The 20,044-nt window shown below is 40.0% G+C and carries 17 protein-coding genes and 1 riboswitch; of the genes, 8 read left to right on the top strand and 9 right to left on the bottom strand.

Annotation, left to right across the window (positions count from 1 at the left end; genetic code table 11):
• Positions 1 to 45 precede the first annotated feature (45 nt).
• The 5 genes from AC27HL_RS07200 to AC27HL_RS07180 all read left to right on the top strand — a co-directional run bounded on the left by AC27HL_RS07200 (position 46) and on the right by AC27HL_RS07180 (position 4,641).
• Positions 46 to 894 carry a MipA/OmpV family protein gene (locus AC27HL_RS07200; protein WP_487080184.1) on the top strand — a complete coding sequence of 283 codons (849 nt, stop codon included), beginning with the start codon at positions 46 to 48 and terminating at the stop codon, positions 892 to 894.
• The gene (locus AC27HL_RS07195; protein WP_487080182.1) at positions 884 to 1,327 is read left to right on the top strand and encodes a DUF3019 domain-containing protein; all 444 of its coding nucleotides are present in this window, start codon (positions 884 to 886) and stop codon (positions 1,325 to 1,327) included. The genes AC27HL_RS07200 and AC27HL_RS07195 overlap by 11 nt, the downstream gene beginning before the upstream one ends.
• A gap of 10 nt (positions 1,328 to 1,337) precedes the next feature.
• Complete coding sequence (locus AC27HL_RS07190; protein ID WP_487080180.1) at positions 1,338 to 2,057, top strand: response regulator transcription factor; 720 nt, start codon at positions 1,338 to 1,340, stop codon at positions 2,055 to 2,057.
• 2 nt (positions 2,058 to 2,059) lie between these two features.
• Positions 2,060 to 3,427, top strand: a complete 1,368-nt coding sequence (locus AC27HL_RS07185) for a sensor histidine kinase (protein WP_487080179.1) — start codon at positions 2,060 to 2,062, stop codon at positions 3,425 to 3,427.
• A 110-nt stretch (positions 3,428 to 3,537) separates the two neighbouring features.
• The gene (locus AC27HL_RS07180) at positions 3,538 to 4,641 is read left to right on the top strand and encodes a phosphotransferase enzyme family protein (RefSeq protein WP_487080177.1); all 1,104 of its coding nucleotides are present in this window, start codon (positions 3,538 to 3,540) and stop codon (positions 4,639 to 4,641) included.
• A 205-nt stretch (positions 4,642 to 4,846) separates the two neighbouring features.
• On the opposite strand, the gene AC27HL_RS07175 is transcribed toward AC27HL_RS07180, so the two are convergent.
• From AC27HL_RS07175 to AC27HL_RS07140, 8 genes are all read right to left on the bottom strand, one after another.
• The gene (locus AC27HL_RS07175; protein ID WP_487080176.1) at positions 4,847 to 5,749 is read right to left on the bottom strand and encodes a hypothetical protein; all 903 of its coding nucleotides are present in this window, start codon (positions 5,747 to 5,749) and stop codon (positions 4,847 to 4,849) included.
• A 113-nt stretch (positions 5,750 to 5,862) separates the two neighbouring features.
• The gene (locus AC27HL_RS07170; RefSeq protein ID WP_487080175.1) at positions 5,863 to 6,297 is read right to left on the bottom strand and encodes a DUF2513 domain-containing protein; all 435 of its coding nucleotides are present in this window, start codon (positions 6,295 to 6,297) and stop codon (positions 5,863 to 5,865) included.
• A gap of 225 nt (positions 6,298 to 6,522) precedes the next feature.
• Positions 6,523 to 7,140: a cob(I)yrinic acid a,c-diamide adenosyltransferase gene (gene cobO, locus AC27HL_RS07165; RefSeq protein ID WP_487080173.1), complete on the bottom strand. Its 618-nt coding sequence runs from the start codon at positions 7,138 to 7,140 to the stop codon at positions 6,523 to 6,525.
• A gap of 13 nt (positions 7,141 to 7,153) precedes the next feature.
• Positions 7,154 to 7,483 (bottom strand): DUF2149 domain-containing protein, encoded by a 330-nt coding sequence (locus AC27HL_RS07160; RefSeq protein ID WP_487080172.1) that lies wholly within the window; start codon positions 7,481 to 7,483, stop codon positions 7,154 to 7,156.
• 9 nt (positions 7,484 to 7,492) lie between these two features.
• Positions 7,493 to 8,032 carry a MotA/TolQ/ExbB proton channel family protein gene (locus tag AC27HL_RS07155; RefSeq protein ID WP_487080170.1) on the bottom strand — a complete coding sequence of 180 codons (540 nt, stop codon included), beginning with the start codon at positions 8,030 to 8,032 and terminating at the stop codon, positions 7,493 to 7,495.
• Between the two features lies 1 nt (position 8,033).
• Complete coding sequence (locus tag AC27HL_RS07150; RefSeq protein WP_487080169.1) at positions 8,034 to 12,608, bottom strand: cobaltochelatase subunit CobN; 4,575 nt, start codon at positions 12,606 to 12,608, stop codon at positions 8,034 to 8,036.
• Between the two features lie 105 nt (positions 12,609 to 12,713).
• Positions 12,714 to 14,156, bottom strand: coding sequence for a cobyrinic acid a,c-diamide synthase CobB (locus AC27HL_RS07145; RefSeq protein WP_487080167.1), 1,443 nt, complete (start codon positions 14,154 to 14,156; stop codon positions 12,714 to 12,716).
• Between the two features lie 5 nt (positions 14,157 to 14,161).
• Positions 14,162 to 14,767, bottom strand: a complete 606-nt coding sequence (locus tag AC27HL_RS07140; RefSeq protein ID WP_487080165.1) for a hypothetical protein — start codon at positions 14,765 to 14,767, stop codon at positions 14,162 to 14,164.
• A gap of 172 nt (positions 14,768 to 14,939) precedes the next feature.
• A riboswitch (cobalamin riboswitch) is annotated at positions 14,940 to 15,125 on the bottom strand.
• A gap of 203 nt (positions 15,126 to 15,328) precedes the next feature.
• On the opposite strand from AC27HL_RS07140, the gene AC27HL_RS07135 reads away from it, so the two are divergent.
• From AC27HL_RS07135 to cobD, 3 genes are read left to right on the top strand one after another with little or no spacing between them, the layout of a single operon-like run.
• Positions 15,329 to 15,919 (top strand): histidine phosphatase family protein, encoded by a 591-nt coding sequence (locus tag AC27HL_RS07135; RefSeq protein WP_487080163.1) that lies wholly within the window; start codon positions 15,329 to 15,331, stop codon positions 15,917 to 15,919.
• A 59-nt stretch (positions 15,920 to 15,978) separates the two neighbouring features.
• Positions 15,979 to 17,028, top strand: a complete 1,050-nt coding sequence (locus AC27HL_RS07130) for a cobalamin biosynthesis protein CobD/CbiB (RefSeq protein WP_487080161.1) — start codon at positions 15,979 to 15,981, stop codon at positions 17,026 to 17,028.
• A 47-nt stretch (positions 17,029 to 17,075) separates the two neighbouring features.
• Complete coding sequence (gene cobD / locus AC27HL_RS07125; protein ID WP_487080160.1) at positions 17,076 to 18,137, top strand: threonine-phosphate decarboxylase CobD; 1,062 nt, start codon at positions 17,076 to 17,078, stop codon at positions 18,135 to 18,137.
• Positions 18,138 to 18,215: 78 nt separating this feature from the next.
• On the opposite strand, the gene AC27HL_RS07120 is transcribed toward cobD, so the two are convergent.
• Positions 18,216 to 20,039 (bottom strand): TonB-dependent receptor domain-containing protein, encoded by a 1,824-nt coding sequence (locus AC27HL_RS07120; RefSeq protein ID WP_487080158.1) that lies wholly within the window; start codon positions 20,037 to 20,039, stop codon positions 18,216 to 18,218.
• Between the last annotated feature and the right edge of the window lie 5 nt (positions 20,040 to 20,044).

Here is a 20,044-nt window from a genome sequence, read left to right as displayed (position 1 = left end):
GAAGAAAAAACATTCAAGTTCTCAACTTAAAGCTATGGGAAATCAATGATGCTCAAGTACCTATTGTGCAGTTTGCTACTCATGACAGCTTTGCCAAGCTTTTCGAATGAAAAAATTCCTGAAAACGAAACCACTGTTTTTAATGAAACTTTCAGTTGGCAAGCAATGGGTAATATTTTTGTTACCTATAATCCATCATTATTGGCTGGACATGACCAAGAAGAAGCTTTCGATTATTTTGGTGCAGGCATACTGTTAGATGTTTATTACAAAGGCTTTTTTATTCAATCTAACCATAGAAGAGTATCGCTACAGGGCGCTGAACTGGGCTATCAATTAGTTGTTACCCCAGAATGGGAATTAGACATCATCAGTAAAACCTATCTCTTTGGCTATGAGCCTGAAGATATTATTGACGATGCTGATAAACCTATTCCTACGTTAGAAGGTCTTAGTGACAGAAACGCTGGCGAAGGTGTGGGATTACGCTACACTCGCTACCACTCAAATGCTTCACTATCGGTTGATTTTGCCACTTTAGCGCCATTAAGTGATTCAAATGGTTGGGTAGTCGATATTTTATATACGTATATGCTGCCTTACCGAAATTGGGATATTTACCTCAGCGGCGGCTATACCCATTACTCTGAAAAAGTGATGGATTATTTTTATGGTGTTAACTCTTCTGAAGTAACACCTGATAGAGCATATTACGAAGCAAATGCAGGTTATCGGGTACAACTTGAGTTATTTGCTCAACACCCTATTTCAACCAGTTGGTCTTTTGCCGGTGGTTTTACTTACAGCCACTATTCTGACAGTACCAAAGACAGCCCATTAGTTGACACGCAAGATTTAGCGAAAGTGAAGCTTGGAGTTATCTATGTTTTCTAAATGGGACAAAGGAATTGTCTTATTAGCCTGCTATCTCGGCAATTTAGTTAGCGCTTCTGCGCAGCAAGTTTCTGTGCCTAACGCAAATACCAATGCTGTTCCAGCAGAGCTTACTGTTAAATCAGCATTTTCTGTTTTACCAGCAAAATGCATTACGCTAACACAAGGACGTCAGTGTTTCGCCACGATTACATTTACTTGGCAAGCACCTGTTCAAGGCAATTATTGTATTTATCAAGTTGGTAAAAAAGAAGCCTTAGATTGTTGGTTTAACCAAAAACAAAACAGTGTAACGTTTGAGTTTGAATCAAATAAAACCATGCATTATCAACTTATTGCCTATGACTTTGATAAAGTAATAGCAGAAACCGCTGTTGAAGTGAGTTGGGTACACAAAGCGTCACCAAGAAAACGACGCTGGCGCATATTTTAAGAGAAAGCATATGAGCGAATCAAAACGTATTTTATTAGTAGAAGATGACTTAACCTTAGGTGATTGGGTCTGTGAATATTTAACCGAACAAGGCTTTAACGTTAAGCACTGTACTCGCGGCGATGAAGTTATGGCAACCTTAGATTCTTTCGCCGCAGACATCGTATTGCTCGATGTAATGCTACCGGGCTTAAATGGCATTGAAGTATGTCGACAAATTCGCCAAAAACTACAAACGCCAATCATAATGTTAACCGCTCGTGCTGATGAATTCGATGAAGTTATCGGCTTAGAAGCCGGTGCAAACGACTATGTTATTAAACCTGTACGCCCACGTGCCCTACTCGCCAGAATAGCAGGCGCTTTAAAACAAACCACACCAGCCGTTGCTGTATCATCTGATATTCAACACGGCGATTTACTAATTAATATTGAAGCTAACCGTGTAACCTACCAAGGTAAAGAAGTTGAATTATCGACCAGTTTATTTGCCTTCTTATGTTTCTTAGCAAGCCACGCCGGTGAAGTTATTGACCGAGATACGGTATTTAAAGCACTGAAAAATCGTGAATATGATGGCCAAGATAGACGCTTTGACGTTATGCTGTCAACCTTACGAAAAATATTCAACGATGACCCGCAAAAGCCCAGAAAATTTAAAACCGTTTGGGGCAAAGGCTATTTATTTGTAGCAGATGCTTGGACCAATGATGGATCATCTAGCGATTAATCGTGCGTCGTTTATATATCAGCATCATCTTAACCGTTATCGGCTCGCTCTTTATTATCACTTGGGGGCTAGATAAAATTGTTGCAAAACAAGCTCCTGTCGATGAACAAAATGAATATGCGGTTTACCATCAATTAATTGAAGGCTTTGATCACCAGCTATCCGAACTACCTGTTGCCGCACTAACAAAAGCAAGCCAAGCACTTAATCAACAGTTTCAAATTTCACTACAATTAGATAAAAGTGAGAATATTGCCCTACCGCAAGAATTAACCAGTCAACTGACCCAAACCGGTGGCTTATTACTGGCCTCGGAAACACAGCCCTATTTACTAAAGCAGCTTTCTGCACACCCTGATTACATTATTCAACTTTCTCTGCCTCTACCAGTTGCTGATAACCAAAATATAAATATGTTATTAACCGCAGCCCTCTATATGGGCGTTTGCGCAATTCTATTAGCATGGCTATTTCCTTTGACTCGCCGTTTATATCTTTTAACCAATAGCGCGGCGCAAATTGGCGCTGGCAATTTAACGACTCGCATGCCATTAAGCCGATTTTCCTATATCAGCTTGTTAGAAAACAGTTTTAACCGTATGGCGGCGCAAATTGAAAAGCTGGTTGCTGATAATAAAGTGCTGGCTCGCAGCATGTCTCATGATATTCGCACGCCAATGTCTTGTTTACGTTTTGGTGTTGAAGCCGCCATTGATACTAAAGACATCACCAAAAAAGATCACTACTTAGCGCGCATGGAAACCGAATTAACCCGTATGGAAGACATGACAACCGCCTTTTTAGAATACGCAGGTATGGAGCGCCAAGGCTTTCGACTAAAACGTGAAACCATAGAAATTAATGAATTACTAACCACTATTTGTTCTGATTTTCAATCGCTTGCCGAACAACACCAAGTTAGCTTAATTTACGTTCCAAGCGTTGAAATAACCAAGCAAGCACTAAAACTCTCGCTTGACGCGCATTGGTGTTATCGCGCTATTCAAAACCTCGTCAGTAATGCGGTTCAGTATGCCGAAAGCCAAGTCAGCATTTCTGCCAGTCGCCAAGGTAATCAGCTGCGTATTCTGGTTGAAGACGACGGCAAAGGTATTCCCGAAGAAAGCATCGACAGCATCTTCGACCCTTTTGTTAAGCTCGACGTTGACCGCTCAAGAGAGCTAGGCCATTTTGGTTTAGGCTTAGCCATCACCGCAAAAGTTGTGCATTGGCATAATGGTACGATATCGGCAAAAAATAGACCCCCAATGCCAGCAACGTCAAAACAACCTAACCAACTAACAACAATGCCTGAAACATCAGGTGCTTGTTTTATTATTAGCTTGCCGATAACGGGAACTGAAAAGTAACCTGCTCATATAGGGAAAATTGTATACCTTTCCATCTGGTCAACGATGCCTTAACATATGCCTAAATATCGGCATATGTGCCTTCGTCGTTCAGAGTATTCGCGTTAAGTATGATCCCAATCCAAGAAAAAACAGCATTATCATTCGTTATCGAAGAGTTTGGTTATACGCCAAAATATTGCCATGTAACGCCATTGGGAAACGGATTAATCAACACCACTTACCTCGTAAAAACTAATAACGAGAGTTTTATTTTACAGCATTTAAATAAACACGTTTTTAAGTCGCCAGAACAAGTGACTAATAACGCGGATTATATTAGCCAGCACCTAAAAGCAAAGCGTGATAAAAACCAATACGCACTGCAACCTATTTGGCAATATCAAACAAAAAACAAGCAAAACCATGTCAACATTAATGGCGAATATTGGCGTAGCCTTCATTGCATTGAAAACTGTTACACCATAGAAACCATTGAAAACAATGAACAAGCAAAGTTAGTAGCCAATGCCTTTGCACAATTTACCTCTGCATTGACCGACTTCGACAGCAAGCTACTGGTTGATATTATCCCTGACTTTCATAATTTATCGGCGCGATTAAATCAGTTTGAAAATGCCATAAAGCAAGCCAGTGTTGAACGTCAGCAGCAAGCAGCGTCAATCATTGGTTATATTCATTCTCAAGAAAAATTTTGTGAAGAAGTAAACGACCTCAATAACGTATTACCGTTACGCGTCACCCATAACGATACCAAAATAAATAACCTGTTATTTAGTTACGACAGTCACAAACCTAAAGCGGTGATCGACTTAGATACCTGTATGGCGGGCTATTTAATGCATGATTTTGGCGATATGATACGTAGCTGCTGTTCGTCAATTCCTGAAGACAGTGCTGAAATATCTAAGATGTCGATAAACTTCAATACGTTAACGGCACTTACTGAAGCTTACCTTGATGGTTTTTCAGAAACCTTATCTGAAATTGAACAGCACAGTTTAATTACTGGCGTGAAGTTAATGCCATTTATGCTCAGCATTCGCTTTTTAACTGACTACCTCAATGGCGATCAATACTTTAAAACTCAATACCCTGAGCACAACCTAGTGCGAGCAAAAAACCAAATGCAACTTTATAAACTGTTTTGCCAACACCAAGCACAGTTGACTGAGATCATTCTGGGTAAACCTGTGCTTAATGCAATTGCATAAGTTGTATTAGCTCGGGTTGAATATGGTCAATATAAAGAACAGATTTCATAATATCTGACAGGCCGCTTGAAGTTCATTGCTGCCGTTGATGATTTAATAGTTCGAAAGTGTAATTCGCACACGCTAAGCCGCGAAAAATAGTTAGCTAAAATATGAAGTAACGTGGAATATAACCAACTGTTTTTTTTTCAGTTTAATGCGCTTACTATGTTAATTCAGAAAGAATCTTACTATGCATCTTTTCAACGTTAAGTTCCTCATATATATCATCAAACATTGATGAGAACCTGCAATTCAAATGCATATATTTATCAGTTAGAAGAAATCGGTCCTTCAACTTATAAAAATGTTCTTCCAAATAATCTTTGGACAAAAATTGCTCATACATGATTCTTTTAAAAGTGTCGAAATCAAATGGAGTCACATGAATTTTTGAACATCCAATTAAGTGCTCTTTATGGTTATTAATAGCTCTCTCATTAAGTTCACATTCATCCATTGAAGATATTAAGTAATGCCTGATGGCATTATCAAAAACATCTCCAGCATCGAGTATAGTTATTTTAGTTTTAGTCATTGGTAAAAGTAGATTAACTTCACTCTCAATATCTAATGTCGCTTTACCGTCTATTAGACCTTTAAGTACTAACTTGTTACATTCAAATAATTTATCTTCGTTTATTGAACCGCTAAACCCAAGCATCAAATAGTATGGACATTTATTTAATATGCTCGTCTTTTTGTAAAAGTTAACTCCATAGCAGCAAGAAAAAACAACTATTAAGCCCATGCATGATTTTTCATTAATATCGCTTAGTTGCTTGTTTACTTCTGACCATGTAACCAACTCGCCAGAAAAATAAATTCCATCTTCGCTACCATGAGATTCTATAAACAATAAGATACCGTCATCTTCATTTGTTTCATAAAGTATTGAATCAAGTGTATTTAAAAAATGTGATTTATCATTTATTGGAGTGTACTTAGCTTCAAGAGATGGAAAGTAATGCTGTGCATAATTAAATATCTCGTGCCCAGTTAAGCGATCATCAACTCCAAGGTTCTCAAGTATTCTAACCTTATTAATTTCTAACTTGTTTACATCCACACTTTGACCTTCAACTTAACGCTTTGCTAAGTAGTTTAAAATGGCTGGCTATAATAATAAAGAACGGGCACAACCAGATATTTGTGTCCGTTTAAGCAACTTTTTATACATAATTACTCTAATAGTTTATCTAGTTTCTTTTTCATGAAATGTTGAATCATCTTTTGCCCGCCTTCAAATATTATTTGAAATGGTGCATCTTTGAACTCTGACTTTAATTTGGATAATACTTCTTTGTTATTAAGAGCAGAAGCAAAGTCATGTCCTTTTTGTGTAAGCCTAATAGGTGTATTCACCATAATTCCATGGCCATTTAGGCCTTGGCTGACACCGATTCCCCCTAAGTTATGAACATCACCATTTTGATTTCCAATAAGCTTACTATCAATTGCAATTTGCATATGAAACATAAAACATTCATCAAAAGAGTTACCTGCTCCGCCTATGTTAATACCAGATTTCTGCAAATATGACAGATCAATATGAGCAGTTTCAGCCTCTAAAAAAACATCAAATATTGATGACAAATACTCCAAATCAATTTTCACTGTATTCTCCATATATATAACAACTAATTATGTAGACATCTCAGTAATGACACCTACTAATTTGCAATCAAAATAACTCAACATCTTTTATTTTCAAAGACTTATTGTGTTATTTTTTGTTATATCCATGAGGGATTATGCATATTACTTACAAGTTGCAGTAATATGCATGAGTTACTCACTAGACAAAATCAGATAAGAGCTAGATAGCTTGTTTATTTGAACTTACCAGTCCAAGCCTTTCTGCGCTTTTACACCCGCTTTAAAGGCATGTTTAATTGGTTGAACTTCTGAAACTGTATCTGCCAATTCAATCAATCGACGATGGCAAGCGCGCCCTGTGATCAGCACATGCTGCATTTTAGGACGGTTATTTAACGCCTCAATAATTTCATCAAGTTCAATGTAGCCATATTTAACCATGTAGGTCATTTCATCGAGTAGCACAATATCAAGGGATTCATCGCTGAGCATTTCTTTACTCTTTTCCCATGCCACTTTTGCTGCGGCTTTGTCGGTTTCTGTGCTTTGGGTTTCCCACGTAAAGCCTGTACCCATAACATGATGCTGAACAGGAAATTGTTTGAGAATATTCATTTCACCACATTCCCATTTAGTGCCTTTAATAAACTGCACCACACCCGCTTTTTGGCCGTGACCAACCGCTCGTAATACCGTACCAAAACCTGAAGTGCTTTTACCTTTGCCATTGCCGGTGATAACAACGAAAACGCCACGTTCTTCAGTGGCTTGAGCAACGCGTTCATCAACACTTGCTTTAATTTTCTTTTGACGTTCAATATGCTTTTGCTCTTTACTTGCTGCTTTATCTTGGTTATTCATCTATTTGCTCATATTATTCGTTACTAATTAAGATCAGTTTACCGGTTTCTGGGTCGCGATAAACCTGCCCCATGGCTTGGTAACCTTCTTCGCTCTGTAATTTATTCTGTAATGTTTCTGGCGGCGAAGCCAATTCTTTGCCAACCGAATCAACAGGCTGGATCATGGTTTTATTATCCACTTTTTTCATTTGAAAGTGTTGCTCTAAATCTGGGCTTACTGCCACCAAAGCCGCGATTAAACCACATGCAAACACTAGCATAATATCAATTAAATTTGCCAAAGGCCCTAACGGCTCTTGCTCTTGGCTGTCGAATTGGCTACTTCTCCATGCATCACTCATCGATTTTCCTTACGCGGTTTTTGCTGGAGTATTAACCGAAGCATTAGCTGACGTATTAACATCAACAACCGGCGTTAGTTTAGCGGTATCAGTAACAGGTTCCGTTATTTCCAATAGCTCTAATTCTCCAATCGCATTGTCGTACCAACGTCTGCGCATTCTTCCGAGTACAAAACCGATAACGCCTGAAAATAAGCCAATGATGGTGGTGTCAAATGCCACTGTCATCGCTGTTGTCAAAACACTAATGTCACCCGAGCCAAGTGCCGAGAGACCCGGCCCTAAAGGAATTAACGTGCCCATCAAGCCTAACATGGGCGCAATGCGGGTAATAAAATCAGCGCGTTCAATACGCTTCTTCCCTTGAGTTATTAATGGCTGCTTTTGTTTTGCCGCCAGTAAAGCCGGTATAACAGAGAATCTTTCTCCTAAGGCCAAGCCTAACTCATAAATCGCCAAGCCAGTAAAAAACAACAAGCCCCACACCACAGGTTGAAGCAACCAAGAGGTAATTAAATGCATAATATCTAATGAATAACTATATAACATACTAACTTTCCTCTACGTTATCAGAGAGTTTAGGTAACTGACGTTGCGCGCGTATATAACCCAGTAACATGAGTAACAACACCACAGCAATCAAGCCCAGTATTAAATGTTTTTGGTCTACTAGTGGTGCTTGTTCATTCACTTGATTAGTGTCACTTTCTTCAGCAAGGGGCTGAGTATTATTAGGCGCAACCTCACTAGGCTTTTGCTGCTGAGTTACCGCGGTTATTTCTTGAATATGCTGAACACCAGAGCCTTGTTCCCCACTTGGCATATGGTTTGCCGCAGCAAGCACTTGAGCAAGTTGGCTTTGTAACTGTGCAGACAGCATAGGTTTAATAAACTGATAAATGGGGTGATTGGCATGGGTATGGCCACTGCCCGGAATGCCATGCTCCACAATATTTTGTGCAAACTTTTCGGCAAGTTCTGTTTGGGTTTCTGGCTCTGCTTGCCAAAAGCCTTTTTCAATTGCCACTAACATTATGGCTAATATATTGCTTTGTACTTGAACATTATGTTTTTCTTGCAAGAATTCATCTAAACCAAGTTCTAAGCTGTCGTCGATATAAATGGCTTTTAAATCTTGCCAAACCCAAGACTTAATAATTTCTGGACTTGTTGCCTGCCAGCCCCATAGGTTTTCAATAAACTCACTGCCCATGGTTCTTGCGCCTGCATAACCTTGTTTCATCAGCGGTTGAATCCATTGTCGATTTAAAAAGCGTCCGCGTAACTCTGACAATAACGCGGTTTGTAATGGGTCTATCGACAACTGTTGATTGTTTGCGTGTGATATCACAAAACTATTTGGCTGCTGACCAGCAATGGTTTCAATTGCCAAATTAAGCCCACCTAAGTAGTCATAAGCATCATTATTATCAATCAAGCCATAAAGGTTACTCGCGCGCCCTAGATAAGTATTATTAACATTGGCGAGTTGTTGGCGAAACAAGCTTTGTACATTGCTGCCCATGGCTGTATTTTCATTTGGCACACCATAAGCATGGCTCATACGTTTGATATACGCTTCGCCTAATTGCTTACGTTCTTGCCATGCGCCAGAGCGCTCAGCCAAACGGTTGATACCCGCGCCATAAGCACCGGGCGCAGTACCGAAAATTCGATAACTAGCCTGACGGCCTAACAATTCTGGACTTATTTGGCCATTTGCTCGCAACAGTGCTTGCGCTTCACGTAACCAATTGCTGGCAACCATATTAGTTTCTATGCTTTCATCGAAGTTATGACTTTGTTGCGAAAGCATATGTTCAACCGGTGTTAGTGCCGCATGTAAGGCACTGATTAACGCTGGGTGGTCACGCTCGATTACTTTTTTACTCGCCGCTAATGCCAATAACACTGAGCGATCTAACCACGCCAATTGTTGAGCATATAAATCACGGAACAAGCCTGAGGTGGTGAAAACGATATCTCGACGCTCTTTACGTGTTTTATTAAGTTCGACAAGTTTCAGCGATTTTAAAATGCCCCGTCGATTCCACACCGGCTGCACGCCAAGCATATCCATACCAAAAGCGATCATGGCACCTTCATCACGCACCGCGTCAGAAGCCCATAAAATGACCGCCTCTTTGTGGTTTTTATCAACAATCGGATTTTCTGCTCGCGCTTTCGCAGCTAATTGCTGGCCGGTAGTAAAACCTAGCTGAGATGGGATCAAGCTACCGTCAAGTGCATAGAAATTGCGTCCGGTCGGTAAAGCATCTGGAGTTCTGATTGGATCATTGCCTTTACCCGGCGCAACAAAACCACCATTTAAGGCATTTAAAAATGCCGACATTTCACTTTTTGGTGATTTAATCAGGTTCTGTTGAATTTCATCGCGCTTATTGTCGTCAATATCTAACTCACCTTTTTCAATCGAAACCATCATGGTATCAATGGCTTCTTGTTGCCAGTCTTTACCATAAACGTGCAAACCTAATGGCATAAAATCTTCTTGTAGCTTAGTGAGATAATGCCCAACTTCATGCAGTAAAAAGTCGTCATCAACCTCACCAAAACCAATACCACGAACTTGCAGTTCTTCATCCATACTAGCAACCAGCTCATCGGTTAAATTCAGCACTTCAATTTTATGACGTAAGGCTTTAATCGCCTTTTTCTTGGTATCGTCATTCGAAGCCGCTTCAGCACTTTCAATGAGCTGACGTAACTGCAATAAACCATCATACAATTCAGTGGTTGCCAAAGGTGGTGTTAAATGATCTAACATCACCGAAATACCACGGCGTTTCGCTTGAATACCTTCACCGACACCATCAACAATGTAGGGGTAAATACTTGGAATACTTTCAATAATCAGTGATGGATAGTCACTAGCCGATAGTCCAACCGCACGTTTAGGTAAAAATTCATAAGTGGAATGTCGGCCTAAATGCACTATGGCATTAGCTTTAAAAACATCACGTAAATAATAATAAAAAGCCAAGTATTGATGTGGCGGTGGAAAGGTCATATTGGCATGTAATAATTCTTCATTCAGCTCCCAGCCTCTTGGTGGCTGAGGCCCTAAAAATACGTTACCAAACTGAACACCAGGCAACAGAATTTCATTATTCCACACCATGGTTTTGCCCGGCACATTACCCCAACCTCGAATGCCTTCAATTTGCATCGCAATTAAGGCATTTTTAAGTTCGTTCGCGCTTTGCCATTGCTTGGCGGGAATATCATTATTTGCCTGTTTTAACACAATTAAATGACGATATTGCTCGGTTAACTGTTCAAGTAAATCTAACGCCCGTGTTCGGCCTTGATGTCGAATACCATCAAGGGCATGATGTAAGTCGACAGAAGTACTTTCAACATTAGCTAATAACGCCTGTAAAACCTTATTACGCTCAACCGTTGACAGCTGTGCTAATTCCGTTTGACCTTGGGCAAAAAGGTAAGTGTTAACCTGAGCATGCAAATGCCCTAACGGCCCTTCAATCATTTCCGCTTTAACAACCTCGGGTAGCGTATCAAAATAGCTTTGGTAGTCGCGTACCGACATTTTATTGATCAGCGGTGACATTTTATTAAGCGCGCCAGCATCTTGCGGCAAGTTCACCGCTTTCAACTGTAATATATCTAGCAGCTCTTCAGCAGAATTAGGGAAGTCAACTTCAGGGCCCAAGTCATAACCTTGCGTTTTTAATTGCTGTAATATTTGCCAAAGCGATTGTTGAACATCGAGGTTATCGGCTCCGATATTATGGCGACCCGGAGGATGATTATAATAAACAATAGCAACTTTTTTCTTCGCGTTTTCAGTGGTGCGCAGCGCTAACCAAGCACTTACTCGTGCTTGTAGTCGTTCAACTTCATTAGTTAACACTTCACTAATCGATAAGCTCGCCCCTGTTAACTTGTCTAGCTTAGCTGCTGATGCTAACGCCAACACATGTGGCTGAGAAACGCCCTGCAATTCAGGCATGGCAACACGGTAATGCACACTATCACTCGGTAAACCTGTTGGCGAAAGTTGATATTCCAACGCGCTCAGCTCAGTCACCCGAATGCCTTTAAATACCGGAACGTTCAACTGCTGAAATTTCTGCGACACTGACTCCCGCCCTTCACCACCGCCAATAACGAAATCTTGTAAGGCAATAATGGCTAATGGCTGGGTAACTTTTAGATTACGTATTATTTCAATTGCTTGTTCACTGGGTTTTCCCCAACCTGCAAGTACAGAAACACATTGCCATTGGCGCTGACACAATTGCTGATGTAATTGCCATTGCCCAGGTTGGTCGCCAGTATCATGATCAACAATAAACACCAAAGGCTGACTAGCATTGTCCTCTACCTTTTGTTCTAACTCGCTAGTACTAACTAACTGTTGTTGCCAATAAAAACGTATCGGTTGCAGTGGCAATATTTTCGGCGCTGCGGTTAAAGCAATCGTGATAGAGTTTGCTTGCGTGATTTTTTTCAGCCAAGCAAATAAATTGCCTAAATTTTCTTTGCCCCTATTTTGCCAATAAGCACGCGCTTGCAACCAATAAGCAAATGCTAGCCATTGCTGTTGTTTTACACTAAGTGCAGACAAATAATCATTTTTATCTAACGCCGCCATTAAACTTTGTAATTGCGGTTTTGATAAATCAGTAACTTTTCCGCCTTTACGGTCTTGATGTAAAACCATTAAACGTCGGTCGGTATTTAACATTAGCCGTGTTTGTTGCTCGGGGTAAGTTAACGCTAACAAACGTTCAACGGACTCACCAAACACACCCGCAACAACCAATGCCTGATGTTGATTAATGAGCTGCTGTATTTCCTGATTAGTCATAATATTTAACTGACTAACGCTGCGAATATTAATCGTGCTTGATGTTGATGCTGTATCAGTACTTTGTGTCGCTAAAAACTGATGAGCACCGGCAACCATACTGGCGGCTGAACGATCAGATACCAGCGCCAGCATTTTCATTTCACTGGCTTGTAAGCTGGCAGCACTGAAAAAGACGATTAGCCAAAAGGCTATTAAAAAAACTATATTTACCTGGCCTTTTTTTAATAAAGGCTTTGTCGTGTGTTTGCTAACAATGGCGCTTGTCATGAGAACTCTCAAAAAACTAAATAAACAGTGCTCATTAAAAAACTGACAAAAATATACTGACTAAAATGTCTTCATTTAATGAGCGAAATGTACATTTTCAATCGATTAGAAGCATCGATTTTTATTGAAAATGCGTAAGGTTAAACCGGGATTACTCGGAAAATACCAATGCATGTACGACGCAAGTATATTGTTATGCTGATAGACAAATTCGCCTGCTCGTTCACTTGGGTGGTGCGTTGTTAGGCAAATAGGCTCAAGAGCAATTTCCGCGCAAGAATAATGAAAACTATGGCCACGCATAATGTTGTTAGACGTCGTAACGTTATGGTCTTCAGGACTAATTTCATGGTCAGTATTGTTTTTATCAAGCGGAGATAAATCAACCCATTGTGAGCCAATTGCAGCGAGCTTTTTCTGCATTTCCGCCTTGCCAGGAATAAGGCCAAGCATTGCCATTTGTTGCCCTGACATATCAGTTAGCTGCTCAAGTAAATACAACATACCGCCACATTCGGCAATTATTGGTTTATTGCTAGCAGCAAAGTCTTTCACGTCACTTAAAAACGTCACATTATTCATTAACTTTTCTGCGTACAGCTCTGGATAACCGCCCGGAATATATAAGATATCCCCTTCAGGTAAATGAGCGTCATTCAATGCTGAACAATAGGTTATTTCTGCGCCAGCTTGTTCCAAAAAGGCAATATTGGCAGCATAAATAAAGCTAAAGGCATTATCGCGAACTATAATGACTCGGGTTCCCACCAAGGCACGATGGATAAAGTCTGCTTGGCTGTTATTTTCAACCGCAAAAAACTCTACTTGTTTAGGTAATTCGGTCAAGCCAGTTTTAGCGATATGACTCGCTGCCTGATCTAGCTGGCTATCAATATCCGCTAATTCTTGCGCTTGCACTAAACCTAAATGACGTTCAGGCAAAGTGACACTGTCATCCTTTGGTAAGCGCCCGTAGAAACGAAACTCTTCTGGCAAGCTGCTACTCAATAACTCTGCATGGCGATCGGTATTAACGCGATTAGCAATCACACCAGAAAACGGTAAATCTTCTCGTAGCTTAGCAAGTCCAAAGGTCACGGCAGCGAATGTTTGTGCCATAGCTTTTGCATCAATAACGCCAAGTACCGGAATATTAAAGTATTGGGCTAAGTCAGCACTACTGGGCGTACCGTCAAATAAGCCCATCACACCTTCAATAAGAATAAGATCAGATTCTAAAGCCGCACGATAAAGCAATTCTTGGCAGCCCTTTTCACCCACTAACCATAAATCTAACTGATAAACCAATTCACCACTGGCTTGGCGCAAAATCATAGGGTCAATAAAGTCAGGGCCAACTTTAAACACCGTCACTTTACGACCTTGGTTGCGATGATATCGCGCAAGCGCGGCGGTTACTGTGGTTTTTCCTGAGCCTGAATGCGGCGCTGCCACAATTAAGGCGGAACACTTAGTACCGCTGCCGGTTTCATGTTCAGGCTTTTGCTGAAAAGCGGCTGTCGCTTTCACTGTTTCTGACTGACTCATTGCCATTACACCTTATCTTGTGACGATTTGGCTAAGCCTTTATCAGTTAAGAAACGGCTAATGGTGAAATCAATCACTATCGCAGAAATCACATAAAATACTGGATTAGAAATAGAGCGGAAATAATATTTATCAACACGCGTTGCGTATTCAGCCCATGATAATTCTGGGAATTTTCCTGACAAAGCATAGTAACTGCCATTGGAAATGAAAAAAGCAATTGAGCTAGCTACAAACAAGCCTAAAGCAACTTTAATAATATTGTTTTGCCAGGCACTTTGCTGCCAATGAGGTTTAGTATAAAAGCCAGCAGCAAACATAACCCCGTAACTTAATACTAATGCTGGGTAAGAAGTGGTAATACAATCGCCGAATTGTCCACGAAAATACGATGAGGCAAGATCAATCACTAAAGTTAAGGTATAGAAAAACCAAAACGCTTTCATATTACGTAAATACATACCAGCTAAGAAAAATATCGCGATTGAAGCGCTAGGTAAGTGGTTTAAGCTGGCAAAATGATGAGTGCGAGTTGCCAACATTAGCAAAGTTAAGACTGCAAATATTGCAAAAAGTAAGCTAATTGGCGTTTTTTGGTTGACTGATTTCATAACATTCCCGTATGCGAAATAAATTTTCACGGTGTTAGAAATCAAAGTTGGTAAACGGTATCGCTGCGTAATAAATCATTGAGGTGCTAAAATAACGCGATTAACACATCAAGCAAGCATAGAAAGTAGCTTAGGCCGTAAACTGTTCTCTGAATGACCGCCCACCGCAGTTGTCGAGTATTTGCTTTAGGCCGGTCTCCGGACTCCTGTTCATCGCATTTGCAACACCTTCCCATATTTGTCAATACAGTGGTTTTGTTGCTGCTCACAGTTACCGTTGCGGGGGCAGTACTGGTTTCTCACCAGTTTCACGTTTCACCTTTAATTAGCTATTTCCACGTAAAATAAAAATAGATAAATCAAAGACACCTAAATCAGCGCCGATAATACGTGATGAGTGAGTTTTATTCAATGAAAAGCAAATTATTAGCACTAAAGAACTAACCACAAAGCGTCAGCCCTGATATTTACATTGAACCAAAGAATTGATTTGGTTATTCTGCGCTTCACTTAAACGCCCGTTTTGCTCAGAGCTTAGCGCAACCAAAATAAGAACCATTAATGACGACTCGCTTTTTTTTAGCTCGACACGGGCAAACACTGTGGAACCAAACACAGAGATTTCAAGGCCAGCTCGACAGCGAATTAACCGAACAAGGCAAAATTCAAGCGGCTAATATCGCCTTATCGTTACAAAACGAAAATATCGACCGCATTATTTCTTCATCATTAGGGCGTGCAGTTAAAACCGCTACTATCTGCCAAAATCGTTTAAATGTTCCTGTTGAAACTCACACCGGCTTGGCTGAACGCAACTTAGGAAAATGGCAAGGACAAAACGTAGCAACCTTTAGCCAAGATGAGGATTATCATGAGTTATTGCATCAGTTTACCCAGCTCAAACCTGCAGATGGCGAAAGCGCTGTCGACTGTGGCTCTCGGGTATACCAAGCATTAGAAAACCTTGCCGAAAAATACTCAAATAAAAACTTACTGGTGATATTTCATGGTGAAGCATTACGCTGTTTTTTAGCTAAGTTAGGCGTTAGCTCTAACAATAACGCATATGAGCTATTCGACAATGGCTGCTTGTTTACTTTAAGCTATCAGCAGCAATGCTTTCACCTTGAGAATCAGCAGGTCTCCAAATAAATATGAAAAATAGCCATTTAATTTTCATCATCATTCAGTGCTAGGTTTTGGCAATAGCAATGGATAGTCATTTAATTAGCGAAGTTATTGAAAAAATACTGATATTAGCACCTGAATTTTCACTTGCTATTACCCTGTCGCTTGCGCTTATTCTCGATAAACTACTTGGTGAAGCAAAACGTTTTCATTACTTAGTGGCTTTTGGTTACTTAGCGACAAAATTAGCAGCATTACTTAATATAAGCCTGCAAAATCCAGGCGCTTCAACACAAGTTAATGCAAATCAAAACATCTTAAAAACAAAAGCTCTTGGCACAATTGCTTGGTGTTTATTGGTGTTGCCGTTGCCGATATTATTTGTTTATTTTTTGCAGGATTTAGTTTGGTATTGGCAAATATTTATTGACGCTATAGTGCTTTATTTAGCACTGGGGTTAACCAGCTTAAAAGAACATGCGATGCAAATTTATCGACCGCTAAAATCAGGCGATTTAAAATCTGCACGGCATTTTACCGGCTACATTGTTAGCAGAGAAACTTCACAGCTTAGCGAACAAGAAATGTCACGAGCAACGGTTGAGTCTATGCTTGAAAATGGTCACGACGCCGTTATTGCATCGCTGGTTTACTATATTATTGGTGGAGCGCCTTTGGTCATTTTACATCGACTCGCCAATACGTTAGATGCGATGTGGGGCTATAAAAACGCGCGCTTTATCAATTTCGGCTATGCAAGTGCTCGATTGGACGATTTACTAGGATTCATTTCAGGAAAGTGCTGTACGCTTTTATATGCAATACAAGGACTGAAGCAAAGGCATTTCATTCAAGCAATCGCTAATGCCTATCGACAAGGTAACCAATATAAAAGTCATAATGGTGGTTGGGTAATGGCCGCTGGTGCCACGGTAATGAACAGACAACTCGGCGGCAGTGCTCATTATCATGGTAAAAAGGTTCACTCTGTCACTTTAGGTGAAGGCTGCGATGCCTCAGGCAATAAGGTTAGCAGTGAAGATATTCCAGCTAGTTTAAAGCTCGTCAGCCGAGCCAGTTTACTGCTACTTATTGCGGTATTCGTTTTTCAATTAATCATTTACTTGCAATAATCTTCAATAACTCTAGAAAACAAATTCAGTGCAGCAATAGGAAGAAAATGGCGTTAATTCATGGTGGACAGCTTCAACAAGTTGCAGAGCAATATAAAATTCCTGTGGCAGACTGGCTCGATTTATCAACAGGAATAGCACCGATAAGTTACCCTATTCCAGATATTCCCTTGCGTGCTTGGCAACAGCTACCACAACTAAGCCCAAAGTTAATCGCAACGGCAAAACAATATTATCAATGTTCAGAGCTTGTTATCACCAATGGCAGTCAGTCAATTATTAAAACTCTGCCTGAATTATATCGCCAGCAAAATATGGCAAGCCAAGATGTGTATTTGCCGGAACGTGGCTATAAAGAACATGCTCAAGCATGGAAAATGGCGGGTTTCACACTACATTTTTATCAAGAAACCTTGCCGGAAATAACAGAATTAAAGCCGAACAGTGTCGTTGTGATCATCAACCCGAATAATCCAACCGGGCAGTTTTTTCCTCGCGATATCATTAAACAATATCATCAACGATTAAAACAGCTTAATGGCTTATTGGTTGTCGATGAAGCCTTTATTGATGTGATGCCTAAAGAACAATCTTATTGCCCGCAAACCGGCGACGCACATGTTTTAGTGCTACGTTCATTTGGCAAATTTTTTGGTTTAGCTGGTATTCGTATTGGCTTTTTGGTGGCTGATAATTATTGGTGCCAAAAATTTAATGAATTGCTGGGTCCATGGCATGTCAATGGTCCTGCGCAAATTATCGCAGAAAAAGCCCTAGGTGATCATATCTGGCACAACCAGCAACGCGACAAATTACATACCTTACGTGAACAACAAGAAGCGTTATTGTGGCAGGTATTTACCTCAAAATTAGTCAGTAATATTCACGGCTGTGATTTATTTCTCACCTTAAGTTTTCATCAAGCCGACAATGCCAAAGCGCTTTATCATTTATTATGTAAACAAGGCGTTTATTGCCGACTTTCAGATGAACTAGATACGCTTAGGTTTGGTATTGCTTTAGAGCCTGAAATGGCCAGACTTAAAGCAGCATGTATCAATGCGCTGACACAGTTAAGCTCACACAGTAAGTTAACCCAATTCAGCTAAGTAGTATTCTAAAGTAACTCGGAAAAAATAAAGGCACCGAATTTGGTGCCTTTTTAACTCTAGACTAAGATAACAATCTTAATTCTGGTAAGTAATACCTACATAAAATGCACGCTCTTGCGTATTGTAAGTATTAGCCGTTTGATACTCTTTATCTAGTAAGTTTGTCACACGTGACGATAAACTTAAGTTATCCGAAATATCATAATTCAAACCTAAGTTTACTAGTTGGTAACTACTTAGTTCAACATCACCTCTATCCAAACGAGAACCAACAAATTGATACTCTACGTAAAGATCAGCAGCACTAATTGAGGTTGTAAACTTATAGTTAAACTTCTCTTTTGCACGGCGAACAAGTTGCTTCTTAGTCTGTTTATCTTCAGCATCAGTGTACGACATATTAAAGTCATGAGTTCCGCCTAACTTGTCGAAGTTCAATGCGAATTCAAGGCCATTAATTTCTGTTTCTTCAATATTATCTGCTTTACTGCCATCCCAAACAATTAAGTTATCAACATTTGAATGATAGAAATTCCAACTAACATTGATGTCGTCAAGCTTAGTTTCGAAGAATATTTCTGATGATTTAGAGAACTCAGAAACTAAGTCATCATTCCCGCCCCATGGGTAATATAAATCGTTAAATGTAGGTGCTTTAAAACCAGTTCCATGGTTTACAACAATACGGCTATCATCATTAAAAGCATATCCTAAGCCTAAGTTGTATGTATTTTCTGATTCAATATCTTCAACATTGTCATGTCTTAAGGTTGCTTCATAAGTCCACGCATTTTTTGTATATAAGGTATGAACAAATACACCTGTAGTATCGCGTTCTTCAATATCATAAGTTGTCGTACTTTTAGAAACATCATCTTGATAATGGTCAACACCAAGGTTTAACTGTAAATTTTCAGAAAGCTCACTATTGTTAACAATTGAGTACTGATTACGACGCGTTTCGAAAACACCTTGTGACTCTCCATCTCTCAGACTATCTGCGCTATCGCGGTTTTGACCAACAGAGAATACAGTCTGGTTAGCAATACCGTTAAAGTCACTTTGGTAATTTGCACGTACTAACCACGCATGATTTTTGATATCTGAACCATTATAGTAACCATCAAATTCATTATCACCACTATCGCTTGATAATAACCAGTCTAATGAAAACTCATCAGTTACTTTTTGCTGACCGCGAATGGCAACAGAAGTAAAGTCGTAACCATCATCATCTGCATCAGCGCCGTCAGATTCTGTGACATCATAACCATCACTTTGCTCTTTACTTACCGTAATCGTTGTTTGACCGTCACCATGGCTAATACCAACGCCGGCTTTGTACTTTTTATAACTATCAGTGCCAAAGCTAGCACCAGCAAAAAACTCACCATTAGATAATTGACGAGTGAAAATTTGAATAACACCACCAATTGCGTCAGATCCCCATAATGCAGCACGTGGCCCTTGCACGATTTCAATACGTTCAATCATTTCAGGAGAAATTGTACTAAAGCTTGTACCACCTGACGTTGCTGAGCTTACGCGAACACCATCAATAAGCACTAAGGTATGATCTGAGCCTGTGCCACGCATAAATATAGAACCAGTTTGCCCTTTACCGCCATTCGAGGCGACATCAATACTGGGTACTGACGATAGTAAATCTAAAACAGAAATTGGATTAGCTAATTCGATATCTTCGCGGGTAATAACCACTTGGCTAGTTAACGCATCATCAATGTTCAAACTAGAGCGTGTTGCAGTTACTGTTAATACTTCTATATCTTCCATACTTTTTTCTGCGTTCGCTGAAGCGATAAAAGATGTCGACATAGCACCGGCAATTGCCAATGATAAAAATGATTTTTTGAAAAAGTTATTTTGCTTAATGTTCATATGAC

The sequence above is a fragment of the Colwellia aquaemaris genome, from assembly GCF_057548755.1.
The sequence above is the reverse complement of the archived record's forward strand: the minus strand, read 5'-3'. Positions and strand labels throughout refer to the sequence as shown.

What these genes read in the sequence shown, in the direction of transcription:
- AC27HL_RS07145 (WP_487080167.1), bottom strand. Translation starts at nt 14,156, where the DNA reads ATGAGTCAGTCAGAAACAGTGAAAGCGACAGCCGCTTTTCAGCAAAAG.
- AC27HL_RS07155 (WP_487080170.1), bottom strand. Translation starts at nt 8,032, where the DNA reads ATGTTATATAGTTATTCATTAGATATTATGCATTTAATTACCTCTTGG.
- AC27HL_RS07190 (WP_487080180.1), top strand. Translation starts at nt 1,338, where the DNA reads ATGAGCGAATCAAAACGTATTTTATTAGTAGAAGATGACTTAACCTTA.
- AC27HL_RS07130 (WP_487080161.1), top strand. Translation starts at nt 15,979, where the DNA reads ATGGATAGTCATTTAATTAGCGAAGTTATTGAAAAAATACTGATATTA.
- AC27HL_RS07120 (WP_487080158.1), bottom strand. Translation starts at nt 20,039, where the DNA reads ATGAACATTAAGCAAAATAACTTTTTCAAAAAATCATTTTTATCATTG.
- AC27HL_RS07150 (WP_487080169.1), bottom strand. Translation starts at nt 12,608, where the DNA reads ATGACAAGCGCCATTGTTAGCAAACACACGACAAAGCCTTTATTAAAA.
- AC27HL_RS07140 (WP_487080165.1), bottom strand. Translation starts at nt 14,767, where the DNA reads ATGAAATCAGTCAACCAAAAAACGCCAATTAGCTTACTTTTTGCAATA.
- cobD (WP_487080160.1), top strand. Translation starts at nt 17,076, where the DNA reads ATGGCGTTAATTCATGGTGGACAGCTTCAACAAGTTGCAGAGCAATAT.
- AC27HL_RS07160 (WP_487080172.1), bottom strand. Translation starts at nt 7,483, where the DNA reads ATGAGTGATGCATGGAGAAGTAGCCAATTCGACAGCCAAGAGCAAGAG.
- AC27HL_RS07195 (WP_487080182.1), top strand. Translation starts at nt 884, where the DNA reads ATGTTTTCTAAATGGGACAAAGGAATTGTCTTATTAGCCTGCTATCTC.
- cobO (WP_487080173.1), bottom strand. Translation starts at nt 7,140, where the DNA reads ATGAATAACCAAGATAAAGCAGCAAGTAAAGAGCAAAAGCATATTGAA.
- AC27HL_RS07200 (WP_487080184.1), top strand. Translation starts at nt 46, where the DNA reads ATGATGCTCAAGTACCTATTGTGCAGTTTGCTACTCATGACAGCTTTG.
- AC27HL_RS07180 (WP_487080177.1), top strand. Translation starts at nt 3,538, where the DNA reads ATGATCCCAATCCAAGAAAAAACAGCATTATCATTCGTTATCGAAGAG.
- AC27HL_RS07135 (WP_487080163.1), top strand. Translation starts at nt 15,329, where the DNA reads ATGACGACTCGCTTTTTTTTAGCTCGACACGGGCAAACACTGTGGAAC.